Raw genomic sequence first — 17,541 nt, 5'->3', positions numbered from 1 at the left:
AAGAAACGGTCTGAGATAGACCTTTTCTCTCTTTTCTACGCTTACGAGGTTAGCTGTCGGATTAGGGATGGAGAGTACCCCTTCTTCAAAAATGAAGATTCACCCCGAGATCAAGTTGCGATCGAATTGGTTCCCCCGCACAGAAATTCATTCTGTCTCAGCGATATAAAAGGTGGATTCTGTTGTACAAGCTAAAATATACGCCTCTATTTGGAAAAGTCAACACAATTTTGTGTGCCGAAATAAAATAATTTTATCCAGTTACAGGAAGAGGGAAAGTATTCTTTTTACAAATTATTTCAAGAAAACTGTAACATTATTGAAAGGTGAACGTGTAAACAGTAGAGGTCGATAAAGGGGGATAGGATGAAAAATCAACAGCTGGAACAGCTTTTTAAACTGTACTCAAAACCCCTTTATTATTTTCTTTGGAAGTTATCAGGTTCTTCCCACCTGGCCGAAGATCTGACCCAAGAAACATTTGTCAGGGCAACGATTTCACTTCACACCTACCAAGGAGAACAAGCGCGGGCGTGGCTTTTTAAGGTGGCGCGTAATATTTATATTGATGAATGGCGCAAACGCAAGAGAAGGGAAAGCATTCCGTTAGTGAATAGATTCAAGCCGGCTGAGGAAATGATCAGCCCGTATGGGTTACCGGAAGATACCGCTTTGGCGCAAGAGCAACGGGACGACTTGAATATGCTGTTCGATTATTTGCCGGAACACTACCGGACGATTCTCTATTTAAGGGAAGTGGCGGAATTTAGTTATTCTGAAATAGCAACAGCGATGGATTTATCAGTGGATCAAGTGAAAGTTATGTTACATCGGTCACGAAAAAAACTGGAGACGATTGCACAACAGAAAGGGTGGCATGATGACAGAATGGAATGAAGCCTTGGAAAAGAAAATACTGAAGAAATCCCGTTTTGTTTTAACTGTTCGCATTCTCCGTATATTAATGATTGGGGTGCTACTATACGGCGCTTATATGATCGCTTTGGCATTTATTACGGATGGGCTGCATGTGGCAGAAGAAAATGACTACTATACGAAACTTGCTTTGGATTGGACGGTGCCCAATGTCCGCGGGGCGTTTGGGTTCGAAGAAGAAGAAATTTCTCCCTTAGGGACCAGTGCATTTTCCTATCCTTTGGTCAGGACAGTGGGCAAGAAGGAAATGGTTGTAGGGGAAGCGCAAGTGACGAAGCGCTTAGCAAACAGCCTGTCGTCTATCGAGTACCAAACCCCTTCGAGAGATGAACTCGATCGTTTCTTCTTTTTCTATCCGCAAGATCCGCGCAACGGCAATTCACTGAAAGCTTACGGCCAGCCTGATGTCTGGAACACACTGGACAAGCTGCACGAAGGCACCGTGGCGGAAGTAGCCTTTTCAACAGATCGCTTCATGACACCTGAAGAGTTGGTAGCGCAATTGGAACCTTATGATATCGACGTTTTGTGGATGCCGCTGCATACGGGTGAATTTGAAACGTTCACGCCAGATGGCTGGGGAGGCGGCGGTGACGATTTATCCGTAAACACTCTCTTCGGCCTGACAGGAGGGCAAAGCGTTTCCGATGATTTCCGATCTTTTTCTTCTATCTACCGGCTTGATTCTGAGACTATACAAGACAGCCAACAGATGATGATGGCCAATATGGAAACTTTGCTCGAAGAAAAATCTGCCTCTTATTATGAAAGATTTTTAGGCCTGAGTTATTTGAACGAACGCTATGAGTATATGGAAGAAAACGGCTTTATGGTATACGGTGCTGTGGTCACGGGCCCGGTCAAAGAATTGTTGAAGCTGGAAGAGGAAGCGATGGTAGCCGGTGAGCAATTGGGACAAGTCGAATTGTGGAATTGGGAAGAAGAGTAAACACATTAAAAAGAAGCGAGGAGACGCTGTCTGTGGCAGTGTCTCCTGGCTTCTTTTTTAAATAATATAAGTAAATTCTTTACGGTTTTGCAACGAGAGCGCCTATGAAAAAAATAATGGCTATTAGCAAGAAGCCATACATTTCTTTTTTATTGTTCATCTGAAGGGTTTGGAACCTCCTGATCAAAAAAATTCCTGCAGGGACAAGGAAGGTGAAGGGGAATAATTCTCTCCAGTAAAATGACAAGATCATCATAAAGATATATAGAGCGTACAGAGGATATTCGATCTTTGGATTGGGCTTGAATGGTTTTTGGTCCGCTGCCATCAGCTACTTCCCCTTTGAATATCGATTATTTTTTGGAATTCGTTATTTTAGATGAGTTGTCCGAAATTGATACCAAAAAGCGGTCGCTATCAATTTTTACTTCCAAATAATATTTCTTATCTTGTAGGTTTTGGACAATGACGAAATAATTACCTCCCCCATAATCGTATCTCGTGCCGCCATGAAATAAACTATCGTCTTCGCTGTAATGAGTGATTACATGCTCTTTGGCGTGGTTGAATGCGGCCGTTTCATTTGCCTTGTGCTCCAAATAGAAATAACCACCAATAACAAGAAGGGCAATCACTAAAATAAACATTGAGCTTTTCATGTTTATATCCCCCTAGTTGAAACAATAGACGCTTGGTGAAGAGTTATAGGTTAGGCGAGTGCTGGATAGTCTACAGTTCATTAGCAACAAACCTGCTCTGCAAATATAACCACAACTATCAAGCTAGTTTCGTCGTATAGTAAATTTCCTCAATGTCCTGTGCCGGCAGCGGGCGGTTGAAGTAATAGCCTTGTGCCTGGTTGCATTGTTCGGATTTCAAAAAGTCCAGCTGTTCGGCTGTTTCTACGCCTTCTGCGATGACGTTCAATTCCAGGTCATGCGCCATGCGAATGATGGTTTTGACGAGTGCGGCATCTTTTGAATCGCTTTTGATATTTCGGGTAAAGTGCTGGTCGATCTTCAAGCTGTCGATCGGGAACAGTTTCAAATAGCTGAGTGACGAATAGCCGGTGCCAAAATCATCGATTGATAAATGGACGCCGAGCGCCGCCAGTTCTTCCATGGTGGTGAGTGCGCTATCCGCATTCTGAATGATCGTTTCCGTCAGTTCCAGTTCCAAATACCGTGCGGCCAAACCGGTTTTTTTCAAGATTGTGCTGACGACCTCGGTCAAATCCTTTTGCGCAAACTGGCGAGCGGAAATATTGACCGCTACGCGGAACGGGGCGAGCCCTATGTCCTGCCAGTATTTATTTTGGCGGCACGCTTCTTCCAATACAAATTCACCAATTTTCGTGATGCTGCCGGTTTCTTCAGCAATTGGAATGAATTCTGCAGGCGAAATCGGCCCCCATTCAGGATGATTCCATCTGAGCAAGGCTTCCACGCCGATAATTTCTTCGGTTTTCAGGCTGATTTGCGGTTGATAATGGATGGTGAATTCACCTTGTTCCAAGCCTTTCCGCAAGCCTGTGGCGAGCCTCGATTTCCGGTCGATCGTTTCGTTCATTTCACGCGTGAAAAATTGGAAAGCGTTCTTTCCGCCTTCTTTTGCCTGATACATCGCGATGTCGGCGTTCTTCACCAAAGTCTCGGAATCGTCACCATCTGAAGGGAACATGCTGATGCCGACCGACACACTCGTGAAGATTTCTTCATTTTCAAAGCGGAACGGGGCATTTAAAGCGTTGATCAGTTCGTGTGCCCGATCGGCGGCTTTGTTGTATTCGGTGTTTGGCAAAAGCAGTATGAATTCGTCGCCGCCCAGCCGAGAGAGTGTATCTTTCGGGCTGATTTGGGCTTCGAGGCGGCTGGCGACACTTTGTAAAAAGAGATCGCCGATGGAATGCCCGAAGCGGTCGTTGATCATCTTGAAATTATCCAAATCCATATAGAAGAGCGAAAAATTCAAGCCGCGCTCATCTGCTTGGCGCAGCAACGAATCGAGGCGGTCATTGAACAAACGGCGGTTTGGCAAGCCAGTCAAAGGGTCTAAATAGACAAGATCATTGATTTTGTCTTCTGACGCTTTGCGTTCGGTGACATCGCGAAGGATGCTGCTGAAGAAGACGCCTTTTTCCGTTTCCCATGTGCCGACCGACATCTCGAGCTGGAATTCGCTGCCGCCTTTGCGGCAACCTGTCAATTCGACGGTGCTTCCGATGACATGGGGCTCACGCGTCTTGCGATAGGCTTCCATGCCTTTTTCATGTGCTTCCTTAAAGCGGTCCGGAATGATGACGCTGATATTGCGTCCCAGAATTTCTTTTTCGCTATAGCCGAAAATCATTTCAGCGCCTTGGTTCCACTGAACGATCGCGCCTTGAAAATCCGCTACGATAATCGCATCTTTTGCAGATTCGATGACGGATTTGAATTTCATCTCGGATTCTTCCGATTGCATCTCCAAACGGCGATCCGTCCGTACACTTGCAAGCGTCAGTACGAAAAGCATCAGCATGCCGCCCCCGATGCCATAGGCGAGAAGCGTACTATTGACCGAGAATGGTGCGCTATGGCCGATAGCTGAGTGATCCATTTGTGAAAAATCCGCTGCGGCCATGCCGGTATAATGCATGCCGGAAACCGCGAGCCCGATCAAAACTGCACCAGCTAGCTTGCGCCAGTGAAATCTCGGGACATTTGGAATGTAGAACAGCAATGCCAAACCGATAAACGAAGCGGCGAAGGCAATGAGCGCTGACAAAGCCCACATCAACGGGTCGTAGGAAATCATCGCATCCATGCGCATAGCGTCCATGCCGATGTAATGCATCGATACGATTCCGGCGCTGATGAAAAACGCTCCCGTGAACAGGTTGCGCCAAGTGACGGAGGGCTTGCTAATGAGGTAGAAGGCGATTGCACAAGAAATAACCGCTGGTACAATCGACAATAAAACCAGGCCGAAATGGTAAGAGACTTCGACCGGCAAATGAAACGCCAGCATGCCGATGAAATGCATCGACCAGATGCCGAGCCCCAGAATAAAAGCACCCGCTGTAATCCAGCGCAGGTGCGATACGTTTTTGGCGTATTTTAAGCGGCTGCTGATATCGAGTGCAACAGAGGCAGAGAACACGGCAACCAAGATGGAAAGGGCGACGAGGGGAAGGTTATACGAACTGACGAGATCTGTTATGGGACTCACGCTCTTTCTTTAATGTGTTGAGGGGCGAATGCTATTAAGTTAATAGAAACAAACCGCCAGCTACGAAATAGCTGAAACGGTTGCGGCATCCCGAAAACACAATGTAATGTTAAAAAACAACTAAAAAACCCAAGATTTTCAAAGGTCATAAGACTTAAGCAAAATGATTAATTCTAATCTTAAAAGGTCCATTTGACATTAAAAATACCCAAATAAAGCTATTTTTCATTAGAATACCACAATTGTCTCGAAATGAAACTATTAATTGAATATTAAACTTTGCGGTATTGAAACGAGGTGATGAGAAATTATTTTTAAATAACAAAAAGTTTAGCTGGAAAGAAAAAATGTGAATTAACTACCGTACTTTCATTTACGGACGATAGTTTTTTAGGCAAGTGGGTATAGTAAGTTTATTGCTTTAGACGAGAAATAGGAGGATACCATTCATGAAAAACTTACAATCTACTGTCACGTTAAACAACGGAAGCGAAATGCCTTGGCTTGGCCTGGGCGTATTCCGAGTAGAAGACGGACCTGAAGCGACTGAAGCCGTTAAAACGGCAATCGTCAACGGCTACCGCAGCATCGATACCGCTGCTATTTACGGAAACGAGGAAAGTGTCGGGGAAGGGATCCGCCAAGGAATGAAAGCGGCGGGGATCTCGAGGGAAGACTTGTTCATCACTTCAAAATTATGGAACGACGATTTCGGCTACACGTCCGGCATCCAAGCTTATGGGACGAGCTTGAGGAAGTTGGGGCTGGAGTACCTGGACCTGTACTTGCTCCACTGGCCCGTTGAAGGCAAGTACAAAGAAGCATGGAAAGCGCTCGAGCATCTCTATATGGACGGCCAGGTCATAGCGATCGGTGTCAGCAATTTCCAGATCCATCATCTAGAAGACCTGATGGAAGGCGCGGACATCAAGCCGGTCGTTAACCAAATCGAGTACCACCCGCGTTTGACGCAAGAGAAGTTGCTCGCGTTCTGCCGCGAAAACGACATCCAGACGGAATCCTGGTCGCCGCTCATGGCAGGCGAAGCGCTCGAACAGACGGAGCTGAAAGAAATCGCAGCGAAATACGATAAATCGGTCGCTCAAGTTATTTTGCGCTGGAATCTGCAAAACGGCGTCGTGACCATTCCAAAGTCGACCAATAAAGGGCGCATCGTGGAAAACTCACAAGTGTTCGATTTTGAATTGACGGAGGAAGACATGCAGCAGATTACGGCATTGAACGAAGACCGCCGCGTCGGCCCCGATCCGGATAACTTTGATTTTTAAGGGGAAATAGACACTGACATTAGGTGAGTGTTTGCCTTTCCAGCCATAACAAAAGGAAGCGAAAAGCCCTTGAGCTTTTCGCTTCCTTTTATTTTTCCAGTTTGTAACCGATTTTATTCAACGCTGATTCAATGTCGGCGACATACTCGGTTTTCAACTGTGATAAGTGCTCGCTGACGCCCGGCATTTGAACGAGCCAAGGCGGGAGGCCGGTCATCATGACCTGGACGCCCATGACGTTCAAGCCTGACACCAAATTCTTTAAGACATCCGGGAACTGGTTTTCCAGCAGCATCAATTGCGACAAGTCGATGACAAACGAATGGATGCCTTTGTCGGCCGCATAATGCAAAGTGTCTTCCATGATTTTCTGGGACCGTGCTTCATTAATATTCCCTTGCAGCGATAAAATCGCTAAGCCTTTTTTAATCGGGATGATCGGCACGCTCAACAGCTCGATGTCTGCCAAGGTAGAATCCAAATGGATGACATATGATAGCACTTCCGCCATTTGCTTGAGGAAATGGATGTCTTTATCGCTAAAATCTTTTTCTTCTTTGTCCATGACGCATAATGTGCCGAAGACTTCACCGTAGAAATCGCGTAAAGTCACGCCCAAAAATCCTTTAACTTCAAGTTCCTCTGTCGCTTCCATGTCCTTTGTAAGCGTAAATGAGCCTAAATTCTTTATGTGCATCGCTTCCTGATCACTTTGGATTATTAAGCGGCAATACGCGCTGTCATAATCCACAACATAGCCCTCTGGAATGATGTAGTGGTCTTTATTGAATGAACTGATAATTTTCATCGATGTAGGACCCCTCTGGGTTACATAAGCGGTGTTGACACCGAGTTCATTACTGATTACTTGAAATAGCTTGTAGGAAACGGCTTTCAATGAATCGTGTGTAGTCATGCTTTGTTTATCGTTCATCTTTCGTTCCTCCCCATCTCCTGGGGGACCCTGCCAGTCATCTTTGATGTATAGAGTCATTTCCTTTACGTGCAACTTGATGTTATTCAAGTTTTCATAAAAACTCCAGTTTAATCGTCCAGTCAGTAGGGAAGCCCCTCGTGTTTCTGCCTTTAAGGCTATAGAAATCAGGAATTGCGGTCAAGAGAAACATTTCGCATGGCGAAAAATAAATCTGTCGGCAAGGGGAGTTCTTATATAACGCTGTCTCGCTTATTGCTCGAGGCCAGCCTTTGCGCGTGCTGTGGAAAAATCATCCGCCCGGTCCAAGCGGGTGCTGAGAAACGCTAGCCCTGATGCGAGCAATGCGCATAATGCGCCGACCCAGGACAGATGGATATAGCCGCCCTGTGCGACGACGTATCCGCCGAGTGTTGCACCGAGCGCGATGCCGATATTGACAGCGACAGGCGTCAGCGAAGAAGCGAAATCTTTAGCTGCGGGCGAGTAGATGGTAGCCAAGTTCATCAAATACATTTGGATGGTGGCGTTCATTGCGTAAATCATAATCGCCATCAGCATGAGGCTGACGAGCCCTGCGAAAGTCGTTCCTATCGTGAAATACAAGGAAGCCAATATGACTGCCTGTACGATAAAGACATAGCGCAGCTTGCTGACGCCGTTGCGCCCGGCGATCTTGCCAGCCAATACATTGCTGAGAATGGAGAAGGCACCGTATGCGAGCAGGACGGCACTCACATAGCGTGTCGGGATGCCCATGCCGTCTTCCAAGATCGGCGTGATGTACGTATAAATGGTGTAGGTGCCGGCAATTGAAAAGGTCGGGATAAAGAAAGCCAAAATCATCCGTGGATTGGCCAACAATCCGAGCTGATCCTTAGCGGAGGCTTTAACGACTTTCAACTTGCGCGGCAGGATGAAGATGGCCATTACTAAGCTGATAATGCCGAGCAAGGTCGTGAACCAAAACGTCAGCTGCCAATTGCCGAGCTGGCCGATGAGTGTGCCGAGCGGGACGCCGATGACATTGGAAATGGTGAAGCCGGCGAAAACAAGGGCGATGATCGGGCCTTTTTTGTTTTCCGGCATGATGTCGCTGGCAATGCTCATCGATAAAGCGACCAAGACGCCGCTGACGACGGCTGTGATGATACGTGAGAAAATCAGCAATTCATACGATCCGGATAAGGCGCTGAGGACGTTGCCGGCTGTGAAGATGGAGATCAAGGTCAGCATCAGCGGATATTTGGGAAAGCGGCTGACAAAAGCGGTCAAAAAGGGAGTTCCGATAGCATAAGCGATCGCAAACCCCGAAACAAGCGTCCCTGCAACTGCCAAGCTGATATTCAAGTCAGCCGATACTTCGGCGAGCAGGCCGACAATAACGAATTCACTCGTGCCCATGACGAACGTCAATAAGGTCAAAGTGAACGCCAATACTTTCTGTTTAGTGGTGAATAATTCTGGTGTTGAAGCTGTTTCCATAATAATCTACTCCTCTATGTAATTCATTGGGAAAATCGGTTTATTGTAATATAGAAATATCTAATATTATCGATATGAGAAATCAAAAAAAGAGACGAGCCCGGTCTCAAATTTCTTCGTTGATGAATTTTGCGACCTTCGCTAATGTCTCTTCATTGCGCCTGTAATACGTCCACTGCCCGTAGCGCACAGCCTCAAGCAATCCAGCTTTTTGCATAAGCGATAAATAATGCGAGACGGTGGATTGGGACAAATTCACCTTTTCTTGAATATCGCCAACACAGACGCCGCCTTCAATGTTGACCTCCTTGGGCAGATGCGCTTGCTGTGCAGGAAAATTCTTCTCGGGCTCCCGCAGCCATTTTAAAATGTTCAAACGGGTTTCATTCGACAACGCTTTGAATACATCAATAACATTTAAATTTTCCATGGGGCTATCTTATATCGATACTATTCGATATGTCAAAACAAAGCGTTTCAGGCCAGCAAATTCTTAAACAAATTCAATTGCCAATATTATGTAAGGAACGTTATATGGTAAAATCAAGAAAAAACAGAATAGTGGGGCTTTTACGATGAAACTAAACGATTTCGAGAAAACGATCCAGCAATTGTTCGGCGAGGAATTATTGAAAGAAGACGACGAATACGGCTTCACACACACAACGGATAAGGAGATCCACAAGATTGGCTATGCGACCAATTTATCCATTGAAACCGTAGAGATGGCCATCGCGCAAGGCGTCGATTTGATGGTGACGCATCATGATGCTTGGGATTTCATCTACGGCTTGAGAGAAGCATGCATCAATAAGCTGAAAGTGCACAACATCAGCCACTTCTGGATCCATGCACCCCTGGATTTCGTGGAATTTGGCACTTGCACGTCATTGATGAAGGTGTTGGAAGTGGACGATATCAAGGCCTACTCCACTTATAGCGAAGCGGAAGGCGAACTTCCAGGCATCGCGGAATTCGCTGCTCCTGTGGAATTTGAGCAATTGGCTGAAAGAATGCGCGGCGCTTTGAACGAACCGGTGCGCGCGTGGAAAAATAATGCCCAGCCTGTTAAACGGATCGGCGTCTTGACCGGAGCGGGCCATTCCTCTGCATTGATCCGCGAGGCCGCTGAAAGAGGATGCGATACGTATGTCACCGGAGAAGCTACGCTGTACACCATTCAGTATGCGCAGTTTGCGGGCATCAATTTACTGGTTGGCAGCCACACCTTCACTGAGATTTTCGGTGTTGCCAGCTTAGCTGAAAAAATTGCTGAAATGAACCCGGATGTTGAGATTGAAGAGTTGAAAGAAGCACATTTCGAGTTGAACCATTGAGGACTGGGAAGGTTGCGGCTCGTCGGATCCCTTCAATAGAAGGAGAGAAAAAGATGAAAAGTTTTGTGAACCTCAACGGCTGGCCAATGGAAGTTCTCCAAAAAGGCGGGGGTGGGACGCCGATTCTCATCATGTCGGGCATGGGTTGCTCATTTGAAGAATGGTTCAACGTAACAGAAGTTCTATGTAAAGCCCACACCGTCATCCTATTCCATCGACCAGGGCTTGGCGCGAGTGAATTGGGGACAGAGCCGCGCACGACAGCCGCTGCGGCACAAGATGCCAAGGATCTCTTGGAAATGCTGGAAGTGACGCAGCCAGTCGTGCTGATTGGCCATTCGTACGGCGGTTTATGCGCGCAGCATTTTTCAAAACTCTATCCGCAGCAAGTCAAAGGGCTGCTGTTAGTGGATTCCACGTCGGATAGCCTGGAAAAACTCGACGAACTTCCGGATTTGGCTGAAGATGCTTCTGACGATAAATGGTTGGAGGAGTGCGGCAAATTCGCCGCACTGGATGAAAGTGAATTGAAAAAAATGATCCGGCCCATGTTAAGCGAAAACCAGAAAAAATTGCCGCGCCCTATACAACAACGGTTGATTGAATTTCAGCAAAAACCCAATCTGTACAAAACCATGAAGTCTGAAGTCGAAAACTGGAGAGCGGACGCCAACACCATCAAACGCTTAGGTTCGCTTCCGGGCATTCCGCTTATAGTTATCGGACGTGACAAGAAGTATGCCGTAGAGCAAGGAATAGAAGAAGGGTGGCCAGAGGCAGAATTGATAGCACAGGAACATCTATGGCATGAACTGATCCTGGAGCAAACGGCCCTTTCCGAAAACAGTGAACTGGTTTTTGCAGAGGGAGCTGGCCATATGGTTCATCTCGACCGGCCAGAATTGATCATTGCGATGGCGCAAAAATTAACCCAAATGCCTTGAAATACAGGACCGAAGAGAGTGTGACCACAGTGGAAACCAAACTAATCGTGTTAAGGGGAAATTCAGCAAGCGGCAAAACGACGATAGCGAAACATCTGCAAGATCATTTTGGGCGGGGCACCTTATTGGTGTCGCAAGATGTGGTTCGCCGCGACATGCTGAGAGTACAGGACCGGGATGGCAACCTATCGACAGATTTGATCCGGCAGATCACGGAATACGGCAAAGGCAAATGCCCCATCGTCATATTAGAAGGAATCTTCATGAAGCAGCGTTATGAAGGAATGCTGCTCGACTTGATCCGGTTTTATAACAATGAAGCAATGATCTACTATTTCGATTTGCCCTTCGAAAAAACGCTGGAGCGCCACAATACACGTTCTCAATCTCAGGACTTCGGGGAAGCATCGCTGAAAAAATGGTGGACCCCGAAAGACGTTTTGGGGGCGCCCGGCGAACAATTGCTGACAGAGGCAATGTCTGAGCAAGCGATCGTCGAATTGATTTGCAGACAGGTTGAAGAGCATCAGAGAGTCAATAAGAGCAAAGGAGCAAGTACATGACCATATTCAATCGATTGAAAACAGGGGACCAGATCGGTATTTATTCCCCGTCGTCTCCGATTACCTATAATTCACCGGTGCGCTTCAAGCGGGCAAAAGATTTTCTGGAATCCAAAGGCTTTAGAATCGTGGAGGGCAGCTTGACGGGCAAGCGGGACCATTACCGATCGGGCACGATACAGGAGCGGGCACAAGAGCTGAACGAATTGATCCGCAACCCGGACGTCCGCTGCATCATGTCGACGATTGGCGGGACGAATTCCAATGCGCTGTTGCCGTATCTCGATTACGAAGCGTTTAAAAAAGATCCGAAAATCATGATCGGCTACTCGGATGCGACGGCTGTGCTGCTCGCCATCTATGCCAAGACCGGCATTCCTGTGTTTTACGGCCCGGCGCTGGTGCCGTCTTTCGGTGAACATGAACCGTTCGTGGATTATACATATGATTATTTCGAAAAAGCATTGATGCATGAGCAACACCTTCCATATGCAGTGGAATTGCCGCCATACTGGACCGATGAACCGGTCAATTGGGAAGAAAAGACGCAGGAAAAGGAACTACGAAACAACGCGTGGGTGTGCGTGGCGAAAGGCAAGGTGACGGGACGCCTGGTCGGCGGAAATGTCAATACGATGGCCGGCATCATGGGGAGCCCGTATATGCCGGTGATTGAAACCGGCGATATTTTGTTGTTGGAAGATACGATGAAAACGGCTGCCGTCGTGGAGAAGAACTTCAATTTGCTGAAGCTCAATGGTATTTTCGACAAAGCAGCGGGAATTATTTTGGGCAAGCACGAACTATTTGACGATCAAGGCACGGGAAGAAAACCGCATGAGATTTTGCTGGAAGTACTGGGAGACCGCGAACTGCCAATTCTTGCCGACTTTGATTGCGCGCATACCCAGCCGATGCTGACGATGCCGATCGGCAAAACCGTCACCTTGGACGCAACCGAAAAACGAGTTGAAATCACGGAGCAATGGATTCGTTGATGGAGGGGGAAGACGATGAAAACGATCGGATTGATCGGCGGGATGAGCTGGGAATCGTCGGCGGAATATTACCGCCTGCTTAATGAACAAGTAAAACAGCGTTTAGGCGGCCTGCATTCGGCTGAATGCCTGATGTACAGTGTTGACTTCGAGGAAATTGAACGCTTTCAGTCACAAGGGAAATGGGAAGAAGCAGGCGAGCGATTGGCGGATGTCGCTCGTTCGCTTGAAAAAGGCGGTGCGGAGTTGATCGTATTGTGCACAAACACGATGCACAAAGTGATCTCTTCTATAGAAGAAGCTGTTTCGGTACCGGTTTTGCATATTGCAGACGCAACCGCAAAAGAAATCCGCGCAAACCATCTCCATACGGTAGGGTTGCTCGGGACCAAGTATACGATGGAGCAGGATTTCTACAAAGAACGCATTGCCGACAGCGGCATCGAAGTGTTGATTCCGGAAGCTGCAGAACGCGACATGATCAACGAAATCATTTTTGATGAATTATGCTTAGGGAAAATCAACGAGTCGTCGAAAGTGAAATACCAACAAGCCATCCAAAACCTTATCGATCGCGGGGCACAGGGCATCATTCTTGGCTGCACAGAAATCGGTTTGTTGATTCACGATGAAGATGTAGAGGTGCCGCTATTTGATACGGCAAGAATTCACGTCAAAGCAGCGGTAGAAAAAGCGCTGGATAACTAAAAGTAAAAAGGGGGAGCCGAAATGGGATCGCGCATGATGCATTTGATCATTGCTGAGCAGGTGGCGAAAAAAATCGACATTTCCGATCGGCCGCGTTTTATGCTGGGCGGCATTGCACCAGATGCAGTTCACGGCAGAGAGCAAAAGACCAAGTCTCATTATTACGAGGGCAGCGTAGACGATGGGACGAGACGCGTACATTATGAAGGCTTCATAGAGAAGTACCAGAAAGAGATACAAGACGAATTCATTCTCGGGTACGTCGTGCATTTAGTGGGTGACGATGTATGGATGAAAGACATCTATTTTAAAAAAGACATGAAAAAGCGCATCGATGCCGACCCGTCAGTGCTCGAGAAATGGCATGCGGATTTTAGGAAGCTTAACGGCATGCTCGTTAAACAATTTGATTGCGCAGGACTAGAACAACAACTGGCATCCGCCGAACTTCCCGAGACTCTTGTAGAAGAAATTGAAATCAATAATTTGCGAAAGTTCACGGAAGAAACGCTCGGCGACTTCCACTCAACGAAAATATCTTCCAGCAAGGATTTGGAGATATATACGATTGAAGAAATTACCGGCTATATCAAATCCGCGACAGAAAGGGCAGTCCGCGTATGTCTGTCTCTTGGAATGCAGGAACGGCAAGGGAGTGGACACATTGGCTATTAGAAATTCCGCGAAAGCGATCATTGTCAAAGACGGCAAAGTGCTGCTGACGACCAATGAAGACGCACAGGGCACCTATTATCTATTTCCCGGCGGCGGCCAGGAGCTCGGCGAAACTTTGCCGGAAGCCGCCGTACGTGAATGCATCGAAGAAATCGGCTGCGCCGTCGAAGTGAAAAGCTTGATCCATATCCGTGAATACATAGGCGAGCGCCACGAATATGCCGAGACCGATCGCGGCGTTCACCAAATCGAATATTATTTTGAATGCCTTTTGCTGGATGACTTGCAATCGGCTGCACCGTCGAATCCTGATACGCAGCAAACCGGCTTTGAGTGGGTGGAGATCGGAGACTTATTAGAGCGTCGGATTTATCCGAAAGGCATCCGTCGCTGGATCCAGGAGTTTGAAAGCGGCGGCGCGAATTCGGTTTATTTAGGAGCGTTTAATTAGCGGAGTCTAAGAACAAAAAAGGTAGAGGGGGATTAGTTTTGACGATTACTTTAAAAGGCCATGAATTGAATTCTGTTCATGATATGAAGAAACTATCGATCGTGATTGCGCAAGTACATCTTGAGGAACTGCAGAAAGATACGGAGAAAAAGAGAGCAATCCAGATCACTACTTCTAGTGCGTTGATCATCGCCAAAAAAATAAGCACACAAACACCTGATATAGAAAACCTTCCATTACTGGATTCTGCCATTCTTAAATCAGAAGATACGATCTTTCCGTTAATTAAAGACAGCAATGTCACGAATATCTCTGGGATGATCGTTTTGAATGACGTCAAGATCGTGCCATTTGCAAACCCTGAAAATGTCATCGAATATGAAAGCTATGCCGTTTTTTCAGATCATATTATGGGATTTAGCCTAACAGATTAAATTTAACAATGAAAAAGGGACAGCCGAAATTTTCCGGCTGTCCCTTTTTCGTATATTTATTTATTCCTGAACCGTGCGTTGAAAAGAGCTGCGGCCGCGGTAAGCGATCCAGCTGGCGATAGCGAGCAAAACACCAGACAAGACAAACACTGAGCGGATGCCGAACAGATCGGCCAGTATCCCCATCAACAGCGAGGAAATGCCGAATGTGCCCATGCCGATTGCCCCAAGCGTCGTGAACACTGTCGGCAACTGTGCTTTCGGTACGCTCGTCTGCACGACGGTCTGCTGCGGGATGTTTTTCAGCTGGCTGAAGACGCCAACTAAAACCGACAATAGGAGCGCCACGAGCGGCACACTGTTCAAGCCGAACAGCATAGTCGTCGCACTGCTGAAAATCGCGCCGGTTAGGATGAAGCGGCTGAGATTACGTTCGACCCATTCGGTAAACCGCAGGCAAATGAGGCTTCCTGCGATCAACCCGATAAAGAATGAACCGTTGATAAAGCCCCACCATTTCTCATCGACTGCGAGCGCTTCGCTGACGAATGCATACAAAATTGCGGCGATCCACACGGCGCCGGCAATCGTCTCAAGCATTTCCATCCAAGCGATGTGCTTTAATACCGGCGTTTTTGAGACGGTCTGCCAGCCTTTAGTGATTTGGCGCCATTTGTTTTGCGGTTCTGGCGGGGCGCTGTCGACTCTATCCAAGCCGCTCAACAACAAACTTGAAAGCAGGAACAATCCCGCTGTCAGCCAGACCAGTTCGATGGCGGACAGCCAAATCAATAAGGAACTGCCGACAAACCACATCGCCGTTTGAATCAGCTGCGTAACGGTCTCGGTGATGCCGTTCGCTTTCAACAGCTGTTCACTTTTTACGTAATGCGGAATCAAGGCCTGTGTCACCGGATTGGCGCAGCCGTCCAAAAGTGCCACCATACTGATCAGTAAAAACAGCACAATAAAATTGGCCGTGGTTAACTGCGGCAGAAACAATGCCAAGGCAATCAACAAACCAGTCTTGCCCAGTTGCGATCCTGCAAGCAGCCATTTCAAATCAAATCGCTGCATGAGCGGCGGCGTTAAAGTATTCGAGACGAACATCGAACTGGTGATGACGAACGGCACCATTGCGGCAGCCGTGGCAGAACCGGTCAATTCGAAAATCAGGTAAATGATGCTGACGATATAGAGTACATCGCCGATATTCGCAAGTGACTGGCCCGTCAGCAATAAGTGGAAATTTCTATTCAGTTTCATGATGAATCCCCCAAGAGTCAATTTCGTAAATGACTTCTACTGCAGGGGATAACTTAAATTGGACTGATCGTCACGCCGGATGTTCCTTTCGTAAGGAAGATAAAGCTTGGGGAATTTATCTTCAGGATGGATTGTATTCATTATACTCTAAATAATTGGAAAACAAATGGCGGTGAAAGAAAATATTGGATATAGTAGAAGCAAAGCTAATGACTTACTATAGAAAATCTTTGAAACGGGAAGCGGGTCATCACATGAATAAAGCGAAGTTACAAGCAGCCGTTCGTCACGCAGCAGTAGAGTCTCCGGAATTTTTAGGGGAAGGGGCCTGGCATCATGCATGGAAAGTCGAAAAAGATGGCCGTGAACTGGTGCTGCGGATTCCAAAGGACCTTATATATGGCAACCCGGCTGAATTCGACGAAGAAGAATTGACCGCAGAATACGCAGCGACAGAACTTTACTACCGCTCGGTCAATGAGGCAATAAAAGGCGCGGCACCGGAGTTTTTTCAGTTCCACGTTTCTGAACAATTAAGCTATACGCTCGAGTCGTTCGCTGGAAAGCATATCGACCTGCATGAACTGTCGCGGGCACAAGCGGTTGAGACCGGAAAGGCACTCGGTGAGATTTACCGGAAAACAGAAGAAATCCCGCACGGCTTGGACGGTTTTGGCTACTTGCATTGGACAGAGGAAAGCGGGCTGAGAGGCAGCATCACCGGAGACGTCCGCCGTTTTTTGAAAGAAGAAAGTGAAGAGCAGTTGTCGGATTACCGGGAACTCAGTGAGGCGCGTCCTGAATTTCAGGACGCTGGGGTGAACGATGCGCTCAATTTGGCAGTGGAGCTCCGGGAGCGAGGATTCACCCAGCCGCTCATAAGCAATCAAGACGCTTCACCTGAAAATATCTTGATGCACGGCACGCAGGTTTGCCTCATCGATCCATTTCCGAATATTTATTACCCGCGGGGAATGGCTGGGAACTTCATGAACCTTTACGAGACGTTTTTTATCGCGCTGTCGGATACCGAGCGTTATGGAAAGCACCGGTTTGTCGATTGCGCGGACAATTTAAAGGCAATTGCCGATGGATTCCTGGACGGTTATAGCGCCGGCGACAAGCGGGTTCAGGCTGAAGTCAGGGGCGAACAATTGCTGCAGTTGCTGGAAACCGGCTACAGCCATTTTCATTTATTGACTGGGAAGCTGCCGGAAGAGGCACGCATCCGCTACGGCGACAAGCAGCAAATTGAAGACAGGTTGGGGCTACTAGCCGCTGAATTGAAAGCATTAGCTGCATCGCAAATCATGAACCTCGAGGAAGCATTAGAGACTGGTAGAAGCGTTTAAATGGATAAAG

At 47.3% G+C, this 17,541-nt stretch carries 19 protein-coding genes and 1 riboswitch; of the genes, 12 read left to right on the top strand and 7 right to left on the bottom strand.

The features are described from left to right. Nucleotides 1-23: 23 nt before the first annotated feature. Nucleotides 24-173: riboswitch (cyclic di-AMP (ydaO/yuaA leader) on the bottom strand. A 193-nt stretch (nucleotides 174-366) separates the two neighbouring features. Continuing rightward, nucleotides 367-897: a sigma-70 family RNA polymerase sigma factor gene (locus tag AUC31_RS14455; RefSeq protein ID WP_058382510.1), complete on the top strand. Its 531-nt coding sequence runs from the start codon at nucleotides 367-369 to the stop codon at nucleotides 895-897. Then, a complete protein-coding gene (locus AUC31_RS14450) occupies nucleotides 878-1,885 on the top strand; it encodes an anti-sigma factor (protein WP_237150628.1) in 1,008 nt (335 codons plus the stop codon). Before AUC31_RS14455 ends, AUC31_RS14450 begins: the two co-directional genes overlap by 20 nt. Nucleotides 1,886-1,964: 79 nt before the next feature. Here the strand turns inward: AUC31_RS14450 and AUC31_RS14445 are convergent, their stop codons facing one another. The 3 genes from AUC31_RS14445 to AUC31_RS14435 form a co-directional block, all read right to left on the bottom strand. Further along, nucleotides 1,965-2,213 carry a hypothetical protein gene (locus AUC31_RS14445; RefSeq protein WP_058382511.1) on the bottom strand — a complete coding sequence of 83 codons (249 nt, stop codon included), beginning with the start codon at nucleotides 2,211-2,213 and terminating at the stop codon, nucleotides 1,965-1,967. Between the two features lie 25 nt (nucleotides 2,214-2,238). Then, entirely contained in the window at nucleotides 2,239-2,544 is a 306-nt protein-coding gene (locus AUC31_RS14440; protein WP_058382512.1) for a hypothetical protein, read from the bottom strand. Between the two features lie 118 nt (nucleotides 2,545-2,662). Beyond that, nucleotides 2,663-5,095, bottom strand: coding sequence for a bifunctional diguanylate cyclase/phosphodiesterase (locus AUC31_RS14435; protein ID WP_237150627.1), 2,433 nt, complete (start codon nucleotides 5,093-5,095; stop codon nucleotides 2,663-2,665). A gap of 449 nt (nucleotides 5,096-5,544) precedes the next feature. Between AUC31_RS14435 and AUC31_RS14430 the strand changes: the two genes are divergently transcribed. Then, nucleotides 5,545-6,384, top strand: a complete 840-nt coding sequence (locus AUC31_RS14430) for an aldo/keto reductase (protein ID WP_058382513.1) — start codon at nucleotides 5,545-5,547, stop codon at nucleotides 6,382-6,384. Nucleotides 6,385-6,472: 88 nt separating this feature from the next. Here the strand turns inward: AUC31_RS14430 and AUC31_RS14425 are convergent, their stop codons facing one another. The 3 genes from AUC31_RS14425 to AUC31_RS14415 all read right to left on the bottom strand — a co-directional run bounded on the left by AUC31_RS14425 (nucleotide 6,473) and on the right by AUC31_RS14415 (nucleotide 9,233). After that, complete coding sequence (locus AUC31_RS14425; protein WP_058382514.1) at nucleotides 6,473-7,318, bottom strand: STAS domain-containing protein; 846 nt, start codon at nucleotides 7,316-7,318, stop codon at nucleotides 6,473-6,475. 252 nt (nucleotides 7,319-7,570) lie between these two features. Beyond that, nucleotides 7,571-8,803 carry an MFS transporter gene (locus tag AUC31_RS14420; RefSeq protein WP_058382515.1) on the bottom strand — a complete coding sequence of 411 codons (1,233 nt, stop codon included), beginning with the start codon at nucleotides 8,801-8,803 and terminating at the stop codon, nucleotides 7,571-7,573. A 106-nt stretch (nucleotides 8,804-8,909) separates the two neighbouring features. Further along, nucleotides 8,910-9,233, bottom strand: coding sequence for an ArsR/SmtB family transcription factor (locus AUC31_RS14415; protein WP_058382516.1), 324 nt, complete (start codon nucleotides 9,231-9,233; stop codon nucleotides 8,910-8,912). A gap of 145 nt (nucleotides 9,234-9,378) precedes the next feature. On the opposite strand from AUC31_RS14415, the gene AUC31_RS14410 reads away from it, so the two are divergent. Genes AUC31_RS14410 through AUC31_RS14375 form a run of 8 tightly spaced genes read left to right on the top strand, consistent with a single transcriptional unit; the run spans nucleotide 9,379 to nucleotide 14,913 of the window. Continuing rightward, nucleotides 9,379-10,140, top strand: coding sequence for a Nif3-like dinuclear metal center hexameric protein (locus AUC31_RS14410; RefSeq protein WP_058382517.1), 762 nt, complete (start codon nucleotides 9,379-9,381; stop codon nucleotides 10,138-10,140). A 53-nt stretch (nucleotides 10,141-10,193) separates the two neighbouring features. Continuing rightward, nucleotides 10,194-11,084: an alpha/beta fold hydrolase gene (locus tag AUC31_RS14405; RefSeq protein ID WP_083509195.1), complete on the top strand. Its 891-nt coding sequence runs from the start codon at nucleotides 10,194-10,196 to the stop codon at nucleotides 11,082-11,084. A gap of 29 nt (nucleotides 11,085-11,113) precedes the next feature. Continuing rightward, nucleotides 11,114-11,647 (top strand): kinase, encoded by a 534-nt coding sequence (locus AUC31_RS14400; protein ID WP_058382518.1) that lies wholly within the window; start codon nucleotides 11,114-11,116, stop codon nucleotides 11,645-11,647. Continuing rightward, nucleotides 11,644-12,645 carry a S66 family peptidase gene (locus tag AUC31_RS14395; protein WP_058382519.1) on the top strand — a complete coding sequence of 334 codons (1,002 nt, stop codon included), beginning with the start codon at nucleotides 11,644-11,646 and terminating at the stop codon, nucleotides 12,643-12,645. Before AUC31_RS14400 ends, AUC31_RS14395 begins: the two co-directional genes overlap by 4 nt. Nucleotides 12,646-12,660: 15 nt before the next feature. Then, nucleotides 12,661-13,353 carry an aspartate/glutamate racemase family protein gene (locus tag AUC31_RS14390; protein WP_058382520.1) on the top strand — a complete coding sequence of 231 codons (693 nt, stop codon included), beginning with the start codon at nucleotides 12,661-12,663 and terminating at the stop codon, nucleotides 13,351-13,353. A gap of 21 nt (nucleotides 13,354-13,374) precedes the next feature. Next, nucleotides 13,375-14,028 carry a zinc dependent phospholipase C family protein gene (locus AUC31_RS14385; protein WP_058382521.1) on the top strand — a complete coding sequence of 218 codons (654 nt, stop codon included), beginning with the start codon at nucleotides 13,375-13,377 and terminating at the stop codon, nucleotides 14,026-14,028. Next, on the top strand, nucleotides 14,009-14,479 hold the full coding sequence (locus AUC31_RS14380; RefSeq protein ID WP_335339104.1) for an NUDIX domain-containing protein: 471 nt from the start codon (nucleotides 14,009-14,011) through the stop codon (nucleotides 14,477-14,479). Before AUC31_RS14385 ends, AUC31_RS14380 begins: the two co-directional genes overlap by 20 nt. Before the next feature lie 38 nt (nucleotides 14,480-14,517). After that, on the top strand, nucleotides 14,518-14,913 hold the full coding sequence (locus AUC31_RS14375; protein WP_058382523.1) for a hypothetical protein: 396 nt from the start codon (nucleotides 14,518-14,520) through the stop codon (nucleotides 14,911-14,913). A gap of 60 nt (nucleotides 14,914-14,973) precedes the next feature. Here AUC31_RS14375 and AUC31_RS14370 read toward each other — a convergent pair whose 3' ends face one another. Next, complete coding sequence (locus tag AUC31_RS14370) at nucleotides 14,974-16,179, bottom strand: MFS transporter (protein ID WP_058382524.1); 1,206 nt, start codon at nucleotides 16,177-16,179, stop codon at nucleotides 14,974-14,976. 254 nt (nucleotides 16,180-16,433) lie between these two features. Between AUC31_RS14370 and AUC31_RS14365 the strand changes: the two genes are divergently transcribed. Then, complete coding sequence (locus AUC31_RS14365; RefSeq protein WP_058382525.1) at nucleotides 16,434-17,531, top strand: hypothetical protein; 1,098 nt, start codon at nucleotides 16,434-16,436, stop codon at nucleotides 17,529-17,531. Nucleotides 17,532-17,541 lie beyond the last annotated feature (10 nt).

The organism is Planococcus rifietoensis, from assembly GCF_001465795.2.
Taxonomy (GTDB): Bacteria; Bacillota; Bacilli; order Bacillales_A; family Planococcaceae; genus Planococcus; species Planococcus rifietoensis.
The sequence above is the reverse complement of the archived record's forward strand: the minus strand, read 5'-3'. Positions and strand labels throughout refer to the sequence as shown.

Excerpts from the sequence above, each read along its gene's own strand:
- AUC31_RS14455 (WP_058382510.1), top strand. The coding sequence starts at position 367 with ATGAAAAATCAACAGCTGGAACAGCTTTTTAAACTGTACTCAAAACCC.
- AUC31_RS14450 (WP_237150628.1), top strand. The coding sequence starts at position 878 with ATGATGACAGAATGGAATGAAGCCTTGGAAAAGAAAATACTGAAGAAA.
- AUC31_RS14445 (WP_058382511.1), bottom strand. The coding sequence starts at position 2,213 with ATGGCAGCGGACCAAAAACCATTCAAGCCCAATCCAAAGATCGAATAT.
- AUC31_RS14440 (WP_058382512.1), bottom strand. The coding sequence starts at position 2,544 with ATGAAAAGCTCAATGTTTATTTTAGTGATTGCCCTTCTTGTTATTGGT.
- AUC31_RS14430 (WP_058382513.1), top strand. The coding sequence starts at position 5,545 with ATGAAAAACTTACAATCTACTGTCACGTTAAACAACGGAAGCGAAATG.
- AUC31_RS14425 (WP_058382514.1), bottom strand. The coding sequence starts at position 7,318 with ATGAACGATAAACAAAGCATGACTACACACGATTCATTGAAAGCCGTT.
- AUC31_RS14420 (WP_058382515.1), bottom strand. The coding sequence starts at position 8,803 with ATGGAAACAGCTTCAACACCAGAATTATTCACCACTAAACAGAAAGTA.
- AUC31_RS14415 (WP_058382516.1), bottom strand. The coding sequence starts at position 9,233 with ATGGAAAATTTAAATGTTATTGATGTATTCAAAGCGTTGTCGAATGAA.
- AUC31_RS14410 (WP_058382517.1), top strand. The coding sequence starts at position 9,379 with ATGAAACTAAACGATTTCGAGAAAACGATCCAGCAATTGTTCGGCGAG.
- AUC31_RS14405 (WP_083509195.1), top strand. The coding sequence starts at position 10,194 with ATGAAAAGTTTTGTGAACCTCAACGGCTGGCCAATGGAAGTTCTCCAA.
- AUC31_RS14395 (WP_058382519.1), top strand. The coding sequence starts at position 11,644 with ATGACCATATTCAATCGATTGAAAACAGGGGACCAGATCGGTATTTAT.
- AUC31_RS14390 (WP_058382520.1), top strand. The coding sequence starts at position 12,661 with ATGAAAACGATCGGATTGATCGGCGGGATGAGCTGGGAATCGTCGGCG.
- AUC31_RS14385 (WP_058382521.1), top strand. The coding sequence starts at position 13,375 with ATGGGATCGCGCATGATGCATTTGATCATTGCTGAGCAGGTGGCGAAA.
- AUC31_RS14370 (WP_058382524.1), bottom strand. The coding sequence starts at position 16,179 with ATGAAACTGAATAGAAATTTCCACTTATTGCTGACGGGCCAGTCACTT.
- AUC31_RS14365 (WP_058382525.1), top strand. The coding sequence starts at position 16,434 with ATGAATAAAGCGAAGTTACAAGCAGCCGTTCGTCACGCAGCAGTAGAG.